The organism is Parasphingorhabdus sp. (assembly GCF_059726685.1).
The window spans coordinates 249,502-266,096 of record NZ_AP041068.1 but is presented as its reverse complement, the minus strand read 5'-3'; the positions used below and the strand labels follow the sequence as shown (position 1 = coordinate 266,096).

Sequence of the window (16,595 nt, the reverse complement as noted above, 5' to 3'; positions counted from 1 at the left end):
CGCTGACAAGATTATCTGTTTCAGTTTTGGAATAAAATGATCAGGGGTGTAGTTAGCAGCGGCGAGGCCTGTAAAAAGTCTTTGAATATTCTTCTTGCTTGGGAATCGCCAACAATAACGACATCGTTGGCAAAAACCTCTGGATCTGAATAGTTGCCGCGGCGGATATCCTTAAGGTTGTATAGGCCAGCCATTTGTTGGCCATCAGCATTACGAAAAATAACGACATCGTTAAGTTTAGCAAATTCTGTTGTGCCGCCGGCAGTTGCAACGGCACGCATCAAGGTCATTCTTCCAATTACAGGATAGAGACCAGGCTTATCAACTTGTCCGTCAACGGTGATGACCTGACTAACCGTTTCGTCCAGGTTGACCGTTACCTGAGGATCCCGAACATAACGACCGCGAAGCCTTTTTTCAATCTCATTTGCGAGTTCGTCAGGTGTCGAGCCCGCAGCCTCAATTACGCCAACCAGTGGAAAGGACAAACGCCCACTAGCATCGATCTGGACTTTCTTATTTAAATCTTCAATCCCGAAAACATCGATGTTGAGTTTGTCAAATGGCCCAATCAAATAGGGTCTGTTCGTTGCCAGCAAGTCTGCTCGTGATGGTTCCGGCAAATCATCCGAAGAAACAAGTGTCACATTGGGACTGGAGCCTACAACTGAAGAGCCCGCACATGATGCAAGCAGCACGGGTAACAAAAGCAGGGGGAGGCGAATCAACATAAATACGAGTTTCCATTTTTTTCGAACCGGTTGATAGACGAGTGATCCGGTGACGTAAACCATCCGATTTGGTCTTTCGCTCATCTCGACCGTATTGGGCTTTCGTTCAATCGAAATTGCCTTCTCCTAACGGTTAGACCGAGCCGTCGCTTCAGAAAATACACAAAGAAAAACCGCTAGAACAGCCATCATGGACGGTACCCTGAGAGGGTAGTCACCGATGCTCGCTGCTACAAGAAACCCAATTATGGTGACCGAGAGGAATATGCGACTACGTCTGCTTTTTGTAATTGAGCTATCAAACACTCGCCGACTTCGGGCAAGCAGCCACCCCAGAAATACAACAATTAGAACTACTACCGGCAACCCGCCCTCGATCAAAATTTGCAACCAATCGCTATGAGCTTGATTCAGATACTCTGCTTTGAGCAGGTCAAGTGGTTCAAAAATCTTATAGACATGTTCAAAAGACCCAAAGCCGGTGCCCCACGGCATATATTCTTGAACCATTGTTAGCAGCGTTGGTAGAAGATCAAGCCTCAGTTCTGCTTGTGCATCACCACTTGTAAGACGATCAAATGCAGCAGTTCTTGATGCATAAAAAGCGGCGCCCACTATCGATACAAGCGTCAATATGAACGCCCCCGCAATCAAATTTTTGATAGAAAATCTCTGCCAGAATTTGAACTTTGACTTTCTCACTCGTTTGGTATTTTTTTTGGGCGCATCCGAAAAAAATTTGCCATTGTAAACGAATAGCAAGGCAAAAATAAAGGCGGGCAGTGCCAGTACAAGTCCGGCGCGAGAACCGGTAATAAAAATTAGTGGCAAAAGCACAAATATTGATGCGATTGCCGCGCTGACTTTAATTGTGGCAGATTTCTCAGACCGCTTTATTGTTCCGGCATACCAAGCTGCGATAACTATTGCGCATGCCAGCAAGACAGCCTGATGATTTCGATTTGCAAACAGGCCAACAGCTTGTCCGTTGTTGGTAATTTGGTAGAAATACAATGGGCCACTTGAAGAGCCGCCTAACTGCAGCATCGCCAAAATGGCGCTAAAATATGCCAGTAACAATATGACTACAAGTGCTCGCCGTTGGTCGGGCTTCTCCAAATTCATGAATAGCAGCATCGCGGCTAGGGGGACAGACAGTGAGAACAAGCTATTGAGTGTTTTTGAAGGCGAAAGGGTGAGCGGACGCCATGGCTGCTCCATCCCTGCTAGCGTTGCGATATCAAAGTAAATCTGCCTTTGTGGCAATTCTGACCAAACCGAAGGCGGTAATGGTGCAAGTTGCAGTATCATAAGTATGGCTAAGATAGCTAGCATCAAGACCGGGAGCAGGTTTCCAGTCCAACGCCTATGGCTCGAAACCGAGAAAGCATATGCCACGAAAATAATAGACAATGGCCTCAGTAACAAGAGCGATTGGATGTCATCTCGCGATCCGCCACCCATCAGGAAAATACAAACGATGAATAACGTAAACGCATAAAATCTAGCGTTGGCGGAGGATACCGCTGCCGGGAGAGCCGACAGCCATTTGGCTGTTAGCTTGTTCAATTTTACTGTTTTCAAGCCATATCCCATCTCAGTCTCAACCACGCTTCAAGTATTGCGCTCCGTTCTTGTCTGTAATCAAAATGACAAAAATTTGGTGCTGTGAGAGGTCGCTATAAGGTCTTCTTTGGAGGGCATCAAGCACAGCCTTTGATGACCTAAATGCGATCAGGGCTATTGGTGCTAGTCGTGTTAATAGATGGCGGACAGCGAGTCCGTAATAGGCCGTGACCATAGAATTCATACCCCACGGAAACTTGCAATCGGAAATCAAGAGTTATTCTCGCTACTGTATTTGAAGCATGGCGTAACGGCTGTCAGAGACTTGGGACAGTTTGATGACAGTCTCCCAGAATTAGTAGATAGACTAAACACCGGCGAGCTTGTCGGTCCCCGCATGTATCATTGTGGCCGTATGCTGGATGGTAATCCGCCTAGTACACCGGGGGCAATCGAAGTTCTGTCTTTTGATGAAGGACAAAGAATCGTAGCAGCGCATGCCGAGGCGGGCTTTATTTGACGGTTCTAGATATCGCCTATTCCTTTCTTTCGGACGACTATGAGGATTCTGAAGTATCAAAACACTAAATCTCCAATGTCCGCTTTTGCACCCAAAGCAGACACTAACGTTGTGACTGCAATATCCCGAAAGCGGACATTAGGACCATGTCATTGATACGCAAAATTTCACTTAACTAAATTTCCTGACACGGCATCTTGTCATTGGTGTATTACATGCATATATCACCAAATGAAGTTTTTGGAGGACGGTGATGTTAGAATTGCGTGAAGTTACCCATATTTATCCCAATGGAACAAAGGCGCTAGACAATGTGACGCTGTCCATCCCGAAAGGAATGTTCGGGTTGTTAGGGCCAAATGGGGCTGGCAAATCAACTTTAATGCGGACTGTTGCGACGCTGCAAACACCAACACACGGGAGCATCCAGTTTGGCGATATCGATATTCTGAAATCTCCGGAACAACTCCGTGAGCGACTGGGCTACTTGCCTCAGGATTTTGGCGTGTACCCGCGGGTCTCCGCTTACGACATGTTGGAACATATGACGGTGTTGAAAGGTATGACATCGAAAGCTGACCGCAAGGCAACCGTCGAAACTTTGCTTAACCAGACAAATCTGTGGGATGTACGCAAGAAAGCTATAGCTGGTTTTTCTGGGGGTATGCGGCAACGTTTTGGCATTGCGCAGGCGCTGATCGGCAATCCGGAATTGATCATCGTCGATGAACCAACGGCCGGCCTTGATCCTGAAGAACGCAATCGTTTTTTGAATCTGCTCGCGGAGATTGGCGAGAATGTTGTCATCATCCTGTCGACTCATATTGTCGAAGATGTTGCTGATCTGTGTCCCAATATGGCCGTGATTGCCAATGGCCGTATTCAGCTGGAAGGCGCGCCGCTGAATCTTATCAGCAAGACCAAGGGTACAATCTGGTCGAAGACCATAAAACGCGACGAACTGGAAGAATATCGTGCGAAATATGAGGTTATTTCTACTCGTTTGTTCGCTGGCTCCACAATCATCCACATATTGGCGACGGACAATCCCGGTAACGGATTTGTCGCCGTCGAAGGAGGGTTGGAGGATGTCTATTTCTCAACTCTCGCTACGACCCGTAGAGACGTAGCTAATTCTTCCCAAGCAGCTTAATCGGAGAGACTATATGTTCGCCAAGATTGCTGCTTTCGAGCTTCGCTACCAGTTCAAAAACCCTGTTTTCTGGGTTGTTTCTATATTATTTTTCCTGCTCACTTTTGGAGCTATGACCGTCGACGGTATCTCTATCGGCAGCGGCGGCAATGTGAATGCCAATAGCCCGGTTGCCATCGTGCAAATTCATCTCATCCTGACTTTATTCTTCATGTTCGTGACGACGGCCTTTGTCGCCAATGTGATTGTGCGTGACGACGAAAGTGGCTTTGGACCTATGGTCCGTTCGACGCGCGTGAAGAAATTTGACTATCTGTTTGGTCGCTTCACTGGCGCTTTTATGGCGGCGGGGATCGCCTTCCTGACCGTACCATTTGCCATTTGGTTCGGTTCGCTCATGCCATGGCTTGACCAGGAAACATTGGGCCCAAACCGGCTGCATTATTATGCCTATGCCTATTTCCTTATGGCGCTGCCGGGCATATTCCTGACGTCCTGTATATTCTTTGCGGTGGCAACACTTACTCGATCGATGATGTACAGCTATCTGGGCGTCGTCGTGCTGCTGGTTCTTTATATTGTGTTCAATGTCAGCACCGACAATATGCCCGAGCTGCGCGAATTTACCGGCTATGCTGACCCATTTGGCTTTGCAACGCTCAACAACGTCATTCGTTATTGGACTGCATCTGAATCCAATAACCTGCTTCCCGCTATTGAGGGGGCAATAGTCTGGAACCGATTGATCTGGATCGGTGTCTCCTTCTGTGCGCTTGCGCTCGCCTATCGCTGGTTCAGTTTTGCTGATCGCGGCGTTTCAGCTCGCAAGGCGCGGCGACAAGCCAAGAAAGCTGCGAAACTTGCATCTGTTGCACCGCAGACTGTCGATAATCTGCCAGCGACCAGCAAGGACGGAACAGCCTGGAGCCGGTTGGCGTCGCGAACCCGCTTTGAAATGACCCAGGTTTTCAAAAGCCCGGCCTTCGTTGTTCTGGTTTTAATCGGGTTGTTCAATGCCAGCGGTGCTCTGGCGTTCGGAAACGAGATTTACGGCACGCCTGCCCGGCCGCTGACTTTTACCCTGTTGCTGACCCTGATGGGTGCGTTCGGGATCATCCCCGTCATCATCGCCATCTACTATGCTGGGGAACTTGTGTGGCGCGACCGTGATCGGAAAATGCACGAGATTATCGATTCTACGCCGTTGCCGAATTGGGCCTATATGGTGCCCAAGACGATTGCGGTGTCTCTTGTCCTCTTCGCTACCCTGTTTATCTCTGTGGTTGCGGCGGTTCTGATCCAGCTGGTGCGCGGTTTCACAGACATTGCTTTGGATCAGTATTTCCTATGGTATCTGCTGCCATGGGGCATCGACATGATCATTCTGGCTGTTCTGGCCGTGTTTGTTCAGGCGCTAAGTCCCAATAAATATGTCGGTTGGGGCATCATGGTTATCTATCTGGTGGCCACGATAACTCTCGCCAATATTGGCTTTGAACATCCGCTCTATCTCTATGGAGATGCGGCTCCTACCCCTCTATTCTCTGATCTTAATGGTAATGAAGTAAATGGAGCTGTCGGATGGTGGTTACGCCTCTACTGGGGCGCTTTTGCCGTCATATTGGTGACCCTGGCCCATTTGTTGTGGCGCCGTGGTACTGAAACCAGCCTGATGCCGCGTTTGCGTCAATTGCCAAGTCGTATGAGAAGCGTTGCCGGATTGATCATTGCGGGCGCAGCCGTGACCGCAGCGGCCAGCGGCGCGTATATCTTCCAAAACACAAATGTGATGAATCAATATGTGACACAGGATGATCAGGAAAAGCAGCTGGCGGAATATGAGAAAAAATATCTCAAATATGAAACGCTGAAGCAGCCATCGTTCACGGATTTCAAATTGAACGTCGAGATCTATCCGCAAGAACGGATCATGAAGGCAGCAGGCTCGATCGGGATAATCAACGACACTGGCGCTCCGGTCGAGGTGCTGCACGTTCGCTTTCAGGACCCTGATGTACAGATCGAAGCGGTTGAGATTCCGAATGCGACGCTGGAGATGAATGACGAGGCGCTTAAATATCGGATATATCGTTTCGATACGCCGATGGCGATAGATGAGCAGCGGACCATAAGCTTCAAGTCGTCACGATCGCAGCGTGGTTTTAAGGCCAGCGGGAATGATATCCGTCTGGTTAAAAACGGTACTTTCTTAAACAACAGCGAATTTGCCCCGCAATTGGGGATGAACCGCAATGGCTTGTTGAACGACCGGCAAACCCGCCGGGAATATGATCTGCCATCCGAATTGCGCTTGCCAAAGCTGGAAGATGAATCCGCACGGGAACAAAATTATGTCGGCAATGCTGATTGGGTGATGTCCGACATCACTGTCAGTACGAGCAAAGATCAGACGCCAATCGCCCCAGGCAGCAAGGTGTCGGATGAGGTTAAAGGGGACCGGCGTATCGCGCGGTTCGTTTCCGAAAATCCTATCCTCAGTTTTTTCTCTATCCAGTCTGCGGATTATGCCGTGAAGGAACGCTCTGCAGATGGCGTGGATATGGCGGTCTATTATCACCCCACACATGACTATAATGTCGATACGATGCTGGATGCGACGGCTACATCATTGGCCTATTTCAAGAAAAACTTCGGACCATATCAATTTGATTATGCGCGGATTATTGAGTTTCCCGGCTACCAAACTTTTGCGCAGGCCTTTGCCGGAACCATACCATTTTCGGAACGGATTGGTTTTATCGCTGATAACAGCGATCCCGACGAAATTGACTATGTAACCTATGTGACCGCGCATGAATTTGGTCATCAATATTGGGCGCATCAGTTGATTAGTTCTAACCAGCAGGGCGGCACGATGTTGGTGGAAACCATGGCGCAATATTCCGCTCTGATGGTTATGAAACAAATTTACGGTGAGGACAAAATTCGCCGGTTCCTGAAATATGAGCTGGATCGATATCTGAGCGCACGTGGTAGCGAAGCAATCGAAGAATTGCCGCTGAACCGCGTCGAGAATCAAGGCTATATCCACTACCGGAAAGGTGCAGTGGTTATGTATTTGCTGCAAGACAGGCTCGGCGAAGACCGCGTCAACGCGATGCTGGCCGAGCTACTGGATCGTTATCGGTTCAAGAGCCAGCCATATGCCAACTCATATGATCTGGTTGATGGCTTCAAGTCGCTCGCCCGCAATAAAGCCGAACGGGAACTGGTGAGTGACTTGCTCGAAAAGATCACGATTTACGATATGAAAGTCGATGAAGCGAATGTGCGCAAGCTCACCAACGGCAGTTATGAAACGACGCTGACCGTTTCTGCTGAGAAATTCTATGCCGACGGACAGGGCAAGGAAACGAAAGCGAAGCTGTCTGACGAGATTGAGGTAGGTCTATTCACGGCGCGACCTGGTTTGGGCGCATTTGGTAAAGAGGATGTGATTTCAATGGAACGCAAGCCGATACAATCCGGGGAACAGGTGATTAAAATATTGTCATCCAAGAAACCAGAATTTGTGGGTATTGATCCCTATAACAAATATATTGACCGGAATGGCGATGACAATGTGATGGCGGTCTCCACTCCATAGCGGTTAGTCAATGGGTCGTTGTGATTGAACCAATGTCCGCTTCTGCGCCCATAGCGGACGCTAGCAGTTAATGGCCGGAATTGGGCCGTTAGCTGACTGGCCGCTTTTGGCGATCAACCTCACAGAAGCGGATCAGCGATACTCCCTTTTCCTGAATGACGAATAAGCGTATGACTGGAGTAAGCAACTTCCTTGGAGGGGGCTGAGTTTCGCTTGACTTTGCCATCGCAAGCCTCAGATCTATGCTCTTAGTGCTTCTGGAATAAGATTATTAAGGATCGGAACTTTTTTGACTGCGAATGCACCGGATCCTTGAACGGCAACTGCGATCGCCAGAACAACAAGTAGCAATGGGAACTCCCAGCCTCCACCTTCATTGCTGAAGAGCCAACCGTTGCCAGCATGGGTCCATGTGGCACCGAGGAGGATCGGCAAACTTAGTAGCGCGGTTAGTCTTGAATAAAGTCCCGCTATCAAAGCTGCGCCGCCAACAATTTCTCCAAAAATAGTAAGATACGCGACTATTGCTGGTAGTCCCAGGCTTGCAAAAAAGCTCACCGTTCCGGGGATAGTGAAAACAAAGACTTTGAGAAGCCCATGGGCGAGCAAAACTACGCCCAAGGATAGTCTGGTTATAGTTGCGCCGTAATTTGGGCTTTGTTCAGGTGAGGTCATTATATTTCTCCTTTAAGAAATTGGAATTTTCAGAACTTGTTGTTCTCTGTTGCAAGAATAGTTAGATGATCTCACTTCTTGCGACTATATGGAATTTTTGAGATAGTTTGTCTTCAAAATGGAGACAAACTCTGGCGCAATCAACATGCTCTCTGAGGGTCGCGCCGGTCGCAAAGTAATAGAGCACACCCGATTGTCTCAGGTTGCCGTCCGGGACGATCAACCTGAGAGCCATCTACGAATGGGTGGACGTCTCGTCAGCCGGCTTGATAGCCGCCAAATGTATGTACGGGACTCCATTCAGGTTGAAGCTTAGGCAGAGGTTCGACGAAGCCTGAATAATCATCTTGTCCCCAAACAACTTTTCCATCCATGATCGTGAGGTCAGATTCGATACTCATTAGGTCCTCATCAGGAACGTCCAGATAAGGAGCGTTGAGCACGGCAAAATCAGCAAATTGGCCTGGCGCGAGACGGCCTTTCAAGCTCTCTTCTTGACTAAACCAGGCAGACCCTACCGTATGATGGAACAGGGCTTCTTCCCGTGACATATGGTGGCGCTCACCGTGCAAGAGCGTCCGCCCAACGGATCTGCCCGTGGTCGCCCAGTATAGAGTGTTCCACGGATTGTAGGAGGCGACACGCGTTGAGTCAGATCCGAGGCCCAGCGGTAATCCGGCTTCGATCACATCTCTAAACGGCGGCGCATTACGTGTTGCATCTACGCCATAGCGATCAAGGAAGTACTCGCCTGCGTAAGCCATACGAGCCTGCATAGCCATACCGCCACCAAGCGCTTTTATTCGCTGGAGCGTTGCTGGTTGAACCGTTTCGCCATGATCAAATGCCCAACGTATTCCCGCAAAACCTAAACGGCCTTCTGCAACTTCCAATGCATGGGCTTCCTCAAACACATCGAGAATGTGGTTCATCGATTGATCATAGGTGGCGTGAATTCGAAGTGGCCAGCGTTCCTGCAAGAGATGGCGCGTCACGCCGAGCAATTGCGGACGCCAATTGTCGCGCGTAGTAATATCGGGTCGATCCGCCAGGAAGTTCTCGTAATCACCGGCGGCCCACACGAGAAACTCACCGCCGCCCATCAACACGTATGCGTTCATGATGTGTGAGGCGCGATTGACACCCGTTTCCCATTCGCGGGTCCATGTCTGGAATTCTTCCAGCTCCTGACCTTTGTTCTGAGGGAAGAGATATTTTGAGATTCGCACCGAGAGGTCACCGGTCTGCGCCAGCGCATCTGAGCCGCCATAATCGTCTGGAAAGCGATGTCCACCGCCGCCGGCATCAATAACGGATGTGAGCCCAAAACGATTGAGTTCGCGGTAAAAGTGTTTGGTTGAAACCGTCTGTGTTCCAATACTGAGCGGCGGCAAAGCTCCAATAGATCCGTAGAGCAAATCCGGGTTCGGTTCAGCGTGAAGTATACAGCCTCCGTCTTCTGTAAACTCATATCTCGTCCCAAACGGAGCACGCGTACTGGGACCCAATCCGCGTGCTTTAACTGCCGCGGCATTCAGATAGCCCTGACTATAAAGATAAAGCACATAGACAGGCGTATCAGGCGCGGCCGTTGTTAGCTCTGCGGGGGTGGGGAGCCGCCGCTCCTCAAACTGAAATGGGGACCATCCGCCCACAACGCGAACCCATTCACCTTCAGGCGTCTTGGCAGCTGCCTCTCGGATCATTTGCAATCCGCGCTTAAGCGACCGAACGCCATCCCACCGTAATTCAGCGGCGTAAAAACGCCCAGCCCTGGTAGGATGCATGTGGCTATCGTTTAGTCCTGGGATTACTGTTCGGCCGCCCGCAGATAGGATTTGAGTTCCTGGCCCACGCAGGTTGCGGATATCATTATTCGTTCCAACAGCTTGTATAAGGCCATTTTTGACCGCGATAGACTGGGCGCGTGGATTGGATGCGTTTTGAGTTATGACGTTTGCATCGGCAAGAATAAAGTCTGCCGCGACGTCTGAACCGGCGCGAGAAAATTTTGAGCAAGCACCGAGTGTCAAAGCGCTGGCTGCGCCAGCTCCTGAGAGCGCCAACAAGCGGCGCCGAGATAGGATGGTAGAGGTAATTACATTGGTCATGGCATTGATCTTTCCGATAATTGTCCGAGCGCCGTTATGAACGCGTCTCCAGATTAGAAGGAGTGGGGGAGATTGAAAAAACCCTCACCGAACACGTTCGGTGACGGTGGCAAAGAATTTTTATTGGCCTTCTTTCGCGCCAAACATAGAATCAGCGTAAACGATGCAGAGTCCATAACCATCACCATGCTCTTTCATGATGCCGGTTGTAGCTTCATAGGTTTCGCTCAGATGCTCGCCTAATGGCTTTCATATTTTTGCTCCTTAGAAATGAAATTTTTCTCTTGGAACAATAGATAATTGAACTCTAAGAAAGGACTATATGCTATTATTGGGACGCTCTGTATCCCAAATGGAAACAATGGAGGGAAGTTTGGATAAATTCTCTAGTTTGAAAATGTTTGTCCAAGTCGTCGAATCTGGTGGATTTGCGGCGGCGGCAAGAGATACCGGCGCCTCTCGTTCACAAACGAATAAATTGGTTATCGCGCTTGAAGATCAGCTCGGCGTTCAATTGCTGAATCGTACAACGCGTAGTGTGTCTACGACGGCTGCCGGGTTGGCCTTTTACGAAAGAGTCCAAGGCATTCTGAGTGACTTGAGTGAAGCGGAGAGCGCAATTCAAGAGAAAGGCGAGGAACCGATGGGCAGTCTTCGCATAAATGCGCCGATGTCGTTTGGGACTTTGCATTTGGGACCTGCGATCGCCGATTTCATGACGATGTATCCGCAATTGAAGGTCCAATTGGAACTGTCTGATCGTTTCATTGATCCTGTATCTGAGGGCTTTGATATCACAGTGAGGATCGCCGAACCCATTGAAAACCTATCATTGGTTGACCACACAATTGTCGAAGCCAAGCGGCTTATCTGTGCTTCGCCTGAATTCTTGGCGACATATGGACACCCTGAATCGATCAAAGACCTCGCCAGCCTTCCATGTTTACATTATGGTACATTGCCTGCAGGTTCCGTTTGGAAGCTCGCTTCAGAAGACGGCCAGTTTCGCGATACGCCTGTCAACGGCGTTCTATGTTCAAATAACGCTGAAGTTCTAAGAGATGCAGCGCTGCGCGGCTTAGGATTTGCCTTGCTTCCTACATTTATTGCAGGCTCCCATTTACAATCCGGCCGCCTTGTCTCTGTTTTGAGCCAGTATAGAGCCCCTCCAATTCATCTTTGCCTGATCTATCCGCCCAACCGGCATCTATCCTCGCGCACAAGGCGTTTTGTAGAATTTATGTACGACCGTTTTGGGGATCTCCCGCATTGGGATTTGGTCGATTGAAGATGAAAACGCTGTGTCGAACATCGTGGTTTGGCCCAAGACATTTGAGAAATATCATAAGGCGGTGTTGGCCAGGCGGCTTTTTGCATACTCGCGGTCGCTTGCAGCGCAAGGGCGTGGTTACGCAGGTTATTGCAACGCATATCAAAGACAATTCCGACTTGCTCGACATGCTGGGCAATACAGTGAACGCTGGCGGCTCCATTGATCCATCGGCTGATAGTACGGCCGAGGGAACGCGGCCCGAACGGGACAGTCTTATGGGGCCAACACCAGCTCTGTCTTCGCAATCAGAGACAATCAGGGATGCTTTGCAAAGTGCCAGACGCCCGCGATTACACACCGGGATTGATTATGGTTCGCATTTGTTAGTGCCGGTGATTCCCGCTCGGAAGGAGTAGCTCAAGAAGCTGCTCAAACAACCGCTTTCCATCCCAATTGCGGTCGTCTGGTCCGACAATAGGATACGTCCGCTTTCGGGATGAAGCAGAAACCGTCTGAAGGTCCGAAATTGGGGCGCAAAGCAGACAGTAAACTAATGATTGATCAAAGACCGCTTCGGCTTACAGGAATTCGACTTCTTTCTTTGATCGCAGATCTATTTTTTTAGCCAAGGCTATTTGCCGCCCAACGTAGCCAGCCGGACAAACCGATTCGGTGGAGCTGTCCTCTCAGAGTTGTTCGGCAATACCGACCAAAGGCTCGGATCGTGTCAAATCAGGCTTAAGCTCCGGCCAACTGTGGGGCCGAATGTGGGGACGATATAAGAATCCAGGTAATTTTCACTATAAATCAATGAGCTGCGAAAAAAAATGGCGGACACGGAGGGATTCGAACCCTCGAAGGACCGTGAGGCCCTTGCCTCCTTAGCAGGGAGGTGGTTTCAGCCGCTCACCCACGTGTCCGCACGACTGGCTTGGCCAAGGCCATGCGCTATAACGGGGCATCGCAGTGGCTGCAATGGGTAAAGTTCCTGCTGAAGCTGTCAATTTGGCTTAGTGGACAAAAACCATGTGGAACCTGGTCTGTTTAGCGCAATCCGGCCATGTTTGAAGCCAAACGCGGGTTCGAACACTCAACAGGTCGTAAAATCGACTCGGGTCGTCGTCCGTTCATTGCGTAGTCATCACGAAACGCCAAAGTCGAAAGCGGCTGGTATGGGAAGGAGTTTACCCATGTCTAAGTCGTGCCCAAAGGAAATGTTTGTGAAAAAAAATATCCGCGAGAGTCTCGGTTCGAGATTGCTTGGCCTGTTCGCTGTCGCCGCATTGGCATGCACACCAGCCATGTCGCCTGCATTTGCGCAGGTACAGACGATTGATCCGAATGACGCGATTGATGCTGATCTCGATACTCCTGACTATGATGGAAATTTTGAAACGCCTGAGCCAGAGCAAAATACTACCGTCAGCGGCGATATTAACAGCGACATCGCCCAACCCGGTCAGGTTGATGATGGCACAGGCTATGACGATGCCGTCAACGAGAATAGCTATGACCAAAATAGCTACGACGAAAATGGGAATGTTATCGCGAATGTTGACGAAGCGACCACTTATCAGGACGATGACCTTATCGGCGCGGCTGAGGGCGTATTCGGCAAAGGCGCCAAGGGCCTTGCCGGAGTTATTGAAGACATCTTGAAGAAACAGGGCCGGCCCAATGCCTATATTGCGGGGCGCGAAGCATCTGGCGCTTTCGTGGTGGGTTTGCGTTACGGCTCCGGCAAGTTGCACCACAAGATTGAGGGTGAACGACCCGTCTACTGGACCGGACCATCTATTGGTTTTGATGTTGGTGGCAACGCGGCGAACAGTTTTGTCCTAGTTTATAATCTCTACGACACTGAAGATCTTTACCAGCGCTTTCCTGCGGGGGAGGGCGCGGCCTATTTTGTTGGCGGTTTCCATGTGAGCTACTTGCGTAGCGGCGACAAGGTTCTGATCCCGGTGAGACTGGGTGCAGGTTTGCGGCTAGGCGCAAATGTTGGCTATATGAAGTTCAGCAAAAAGCAGCGATGGCTGCCGTTCTAAGGCGAATCTAAGCCGTAACGGCGCGCAATTTTTCCATGCGCGAGAGATAGCGCGCCAATATGTCAATCTCCAGATTAACCTGATCACCGGCTTTCAAATCTGCGAAAGTCGTTACGCCCGCGGTGTGCGGAATAATGTTCAGGCCGAAAATCGTACTGCCATCCTGCTGATCGTCGACAGTGTTGACGGTGAGTGAAATGCCATCGACGGTGATCGAACCTTTTGGTGCCAGATAGGGCGCAATGTCGGCGGGGGCGTGGATGCGGACCGGATGCGAATCGCCTTCTGTTTCCACCGACACTATGTCGCCCACTGCATCGACATGGCCGGTGACAATATGACCACCAAGTTCATCGCCGACTTTCAAGGCCCGCTCGAGATTGAGCTTGCTGCCTTGTGACCACATGGATTTCGCGGTTTTGGATATGCTTTCAGCTGAGATATCCACTGCAAACCAGTCTGCCCCTTTGTCAACAACCGTTAAACAAGCGCCAGAGCAGGCTATGGATGCACCAATATCAACGCTACTCATGTCATAGTGACAGGATATCACCAGCCGCAGATCGCCGCGCTCCTCAACCTTGGTTATTGTACCGATATCGGAAACTATGCCTGTAAACATGGGAAGCCCTTATAAAATCCAGGCCGCGAACTTAGGCGGCGCGTTCATATATCTCAAGCACATCGTTACCCAAATCGCGGCGATCAAGCCGGGACCACTGACCGTGAGCGACGTCAAGACTGCCAAGGCCAATATCACCTATGCCTTGCAAACCACCGCCGATGACGATCGGTGCACGATAGAGCATCAAACGATCAACCAGATCGGCCTGAAGGAAAGAAGCAGCGGTAGCAGCACCCCCCTCGACCAGCAGCCAGTTTGTTTGATCCAGCTCCGAAATAGCCTGAGGTTCAGAGATCTCTGTCCAGTGATCTCCGACCTCTGCTTTTCCAAGAACTACCGGTTGGGGTGAGCGATCTTCCAATCCGGCAAGACGGACATCCAGCCCAGGATTGTCGGCCGCTACCGTACCGGCCCCAACCAATATGGCATCACACCGTGCCCTTTCGAGATGGGCATGCGCGCGCGCGCGGTCGCTGGTGATCCATTTGCTGGTACCGTCAGCCATGGCGATACATCCGTCCAGGGACAAGGCGAGTTTCAGTGTGACATGCGGACGGCCTTTTTCCATGCGCGCAAAAAATCCAGCCATTGCGCGGTGTGCCTGCTGTTCCAACAGACCCACCGATACGGAAATGCCCGCATCACCCAAACGGTCAATGCCCTGCCGCCGAGTGCGTTCATCAATGTCCAGTGTTGCGACGATCACGCGTGCCGGTGCTGCTTCCTTTACAAGATTAGCGCAAGTGGGCCCGCGTTTGCTTTCATGGGCACATGGTTCCATCGTAACATAGATATCAGCGCCCTTGGCGGCCTTGCCCGCTTGTGCCAGAGCCATGGCTTCAGCATGCGGCCGTCCCCCTGGCTGCGTCCAGCCGCGGCCGACTATGATATTGTTCTTGACGATGATACAGCCAACGTTGGGATTATCGCCGGTTCGGCCGCGTCCGCGTTCCGACAAGGCGATCGCCGCCGCCATATAGCGTGCGTCACTCTGAGCCATCAGCATGTCAGGCCGGCTGGTCGTTCCACTTCCACTTCGCCGCGTGCCAATCGGTCCGCTTTTGCTTCGCGTTCAATCGCGTCAACATCCATGCCCGAGATTCGGCCCAACGATTTCATCGCTTCTCTGCGTTTCGTTTCCTGCTTGTCTTTCAGGCATTGCACGGCCCAGCGGTCTTTCATGATATCTTCGTCCGTGCGGTCCAGTGTCCAGTTTTCGACATAGACAACTTCTTGTGGAACATAGACGTCCGTATTGACCTTCGGGTCGATGATAAACAGGAAGAAGATGAAACCGGAACAGAGAAAGGCCAGAAACGCCGGCATCGCCTGTTCCTTTGGACTCCGGCGCAAAAGAGTAATCAAATCCTTTAAACCGCCGCCGACGGAAACATCTTTTAGCATCTTCATTATTGTTAAATAGGGTGCAAAAACGCGGATGACCAGCCCCGTTGCGGCATATTCTGTATCATCGGGGCTGGACTTCGCATTTTCAGGCTCAGCTGTTAATCTGGAACTGGACTTTCAGGGTGATCCAGCTTTCAAAAGGCGCACCATCTTTTGTCGCCGGTTCGAAACGCCATTTTTTTAGGGCATGCCGTTTGGTTGCAGTCCAAAAGCCTTTATGCGGGCTCTCAATCAATTCAATCTGTTTGGCCCGACCGTCTGTTCCGACGAGAACGCGTACAGCGATCATTCCTTCCTCGCCCATTCGCAGCAATCCGGATGGATAGGGCGGCTGAAACTGAGCGCTAAAGCGGTTATTCAATTTCGCATCTGCAATGACCGGTTCCGGAATGATCTCGATTGGAACTATTGGAGTCGTAATCCGATCCCCTAAACTACTGATGTCTATGCCATCTTCGATACCGGCGAATGCTATCGCGGGCGGATCATTGAACACCGGTGGATTCACTATGGGTGTAACCGCCGTGACCGACTTTGGCGGTGGATTGGTCGCGACAATCGGCTCCTCAATCTTGGTGGCAGGTGTCGGCGGCTCTTTATCAACCTCGATCGGATAGGCCGTAATCGCGCCCTCAAATGGTATCTCTGCGGTTATCGCAGGCAAAGCCATGGCGCCGGCAAAAAGCAAAGCGTGAACCCCCACGGCTAGTCCAATGCCTTTATAATTGGGTGGTTTATGCGCGTAAGTTGATGTGAAGCTCATAAGTCTGTCCTTTCATCCATCTCCTCGGATGACAGTGCAGCTGCGCCATTTACTGGCGCTATATCCCGCACCGTCATATGTGATGTTATACTATAACATATTTAGAATCAAGGACA

The 16,595-nt window shown here is 50.5% G+C and carries 14 protein-coding genes and 1 tRNA gene; 6 read left to right on the top strand and 9 right to left on the bottom strand.

Annotated features, from left to right (window positions below):
- Window positions 1–20 precede the first annotated feature (20 nt).
- Window positions 21–794, bottom strand: a complete 774-nt coding sequence (locus AC6I9Z_RS01305; RefSeq protein ID WP_461457732.1) for a polysaccharide biosynthesis/export family protein — start codon at window positions 792–794, stop codon at window positions 21–23.
- Between the two features lie 63 nt (window positions 795–857).
- Complete coding sequence (locus AC6I9Z_RS01300) at window positions 858–2,315, bottom strand: O-antigen ligase family protein (protein ID WP_461457734.1); 1,458 nt, start codon at window positions 2,313–2,315, stop codon at window positions 858–860.
- 755 nt (window positions 2,316–3,070) lie between these two features.
- Between AC6I9Z_RS01300 and AC6I9Z_RS01295 the strand changes: the two genes are divergently transcribed.
- Window positions 3,071–3,970: an ABC transporter ATP-binding protein gene (locus AC6I9Z_RS01295; RefSeq protein ID WP_461457736.1), complete on the top strand. Its 900-nt coding sequence runs from the start codon at window positions 3,071–3,073 to the stop codon at window positions 3,968–3,970.
- Between the two features lie 13 nt (window positions 3,971–3,983).
- A complete protein-coding gene (locus AC6I9Z_RS01290; protein WP_461457738.1) occupies window positions 3,984–7,577 on the top strand; it encodes an ABC transporter permease/M1 family aminopeptidase in 3,594 nt (1,197 codons plus the stop codon).
- A gap of 240 nt (window positions 7,578–7,817) precedes the next feature.
- Here the strand turns inward: AC6I9Z_RS01290 and AC6I9Z_RS01285 are convergent, their stop codons facing one another.
- Together AC6I9Z_RS01285 and AC6I9Z_RS01280 are read right to left on the bottom strand one after the other, a co-directional pair.
- A complete protein-coding gene (locus AC6I9Z_RS01285) occupies window positions 7,818–8,252 on the bottom strand; it encodes a DoxX family protein (protein ID WP_461457740.1) in 435 nt (144 codons plus the stop codon).
- Window positions 8,253–8,509: 257 nt separating this feature from the next.
- The gene (locus tag AC6I9Z_RS01280) at window positions 8,510–10,363 is read right to left on the bottom strand and encodes an amidohydrolase (RefSeq protein ID WP_461457742.1); all 1,854 of its coding nucleotides are present in this window, start codon (window positions 10,361–10,363) and stop codon (window positions 8,510–8,512) included.
- 72 nt (window positions 10,364–10,435) lie between these two features.
- Here AC6I9Z_RS01280 and AC6I9Z_RS01275 point away from each other — a divergent pair, with 72 nt between their 5' ends.
- From AC6I9Z_RS01275 to AC6I9Z_RS01265, 3 genes are all read left to right on the top strand, one after another.
- Entirely contained in the window at window positions 10,436–10,606 is a 171-nt protein-coding gene (locus AC6I9Z_RS01275; RefSeq protein ID WP_461457744.1) for a hypothetical protein, read from the top strand.
- 130 nt (window positions 10,607–10,736) lie between these two features.
- Window positions 10,737–11,651 carry a LysR family transcriptional regulator gene (locus tag AC6I9Z_RS01270; protein ID WP_461457745.1) on the top strand — a complete coding sequence of 305 codons (915 nt, stop codon included), beginning with the start codon at window positions 10,737–10,739 and terminating at the stop codon, window positions 11,649–11,651.
- 83 nt (window positions 11,652–11,734) lie between these two features.
- The gene (locus tag AC6I9Z_RS01265; protein ID WP_461457746.1) at window positions 11,735–12,052 is read left to right on the top strand and encodes a hypothetical protein; all 318 of its coding nucleotides are present in this window, start codon (window positions 11,735–11,737) and stop codon (window positions 12,050–12,052) included.
- A 412-nt stretch (window positions 12,053–12,464) separates the two neighbouring features.
- On the opposite strand, the gene AC6I9Z_RS01260 is transcribed toward AC6I9Z_RS01265, so the two are convergent.
- Window positions 12,465–12,556, bottom strand: a tRNA-Ser gene (locus tag AC6I9Z_RS01260).
- 300 nt (window positions 12,557–12,856) lie between these two features.
- Here AC6I9Z_RS01260 and AC6I9Z_RS01255 point away from each other — a divergent pair.
- Window positions 12,857–13,684 carry a DUF1134 domain-containing protein gene (locus AC6I9Z_RS01255; RefSeq protein ID WP_461457748.1) on the top strand — a complete coding sequence of 276 codons (828 nt, stop codon included), beginning with the start codon at window positions 12,857–12,859 and terminating at the stop codon, window positions 13,682–13,684.
- Between the two features lie 7 nt (window positions 13,685–13,691).
- Here AC6I9Z_RS01255 and AC6I9Z_RS01250 read toward each other — a convergent pair whose 3' ends face one another.
- From AC6I9Z_RS01250 to AC6I9Z_RS01235, 4 genes are all read right to left on the bottom strand, one after another.
- Complete coding sequence (locus AC6I9Z_RS01250) at window positions 13,692–14,306, bottom strand: riboflavin synthase (protein ID WP_461457750.1); 615 nt, start codon at window positions 14,304–14,306, stop codon at window positions 13,692–13,694.
- 31 nt (window positions 14,307–14,337) lie between these two features.
- On the bottom strand, window positions 14,338–15,309 hold the full coding sequence (gene ribD, locus AC6I9Z_RS01245; protein WP_461457752.1) for a bifunctional diaminohydroxyphosphoribosylaminopyrimidine deaminase/5-amino-6-(5-phosphoribosylamino)uracil reductase RibD: 972 nt from the start codon (window positions 15,307–15,309) through the stop codon (window positions 14,338–14,340).
- Window positions 15,309–15,635, bottom strand: coding sequence for a hypothetical protein (locus AC6I9Z_RS01240; RefSeq protein WP_461457754.1), 327 nt, complete (start codon window positions 15,633–15,635; stop codon window positions 15,309–15,311). Before AC6I9Z_RS01240 ends, ribD begins: the two co-directional genes overlap by 1 nt.
- 172 nt (window positions 15,636–15,807) lie before the next feature.
- The gene (locus tag AC6I9Z_RS01235) at window positions 15,808–16,479 is read right to left on the bottom strand and encodes an energy transducer TonB (RefSeq protein ID WP_461457756.1); all 672 of its coding nucleotides are present in this window, start codon (window positions 16,477–16,479) and stop codon (window positions 15,808–15,810) included.
- Between the last annotated feature and the right edge of the window lie 116 nt (window positions 16,480–16,595).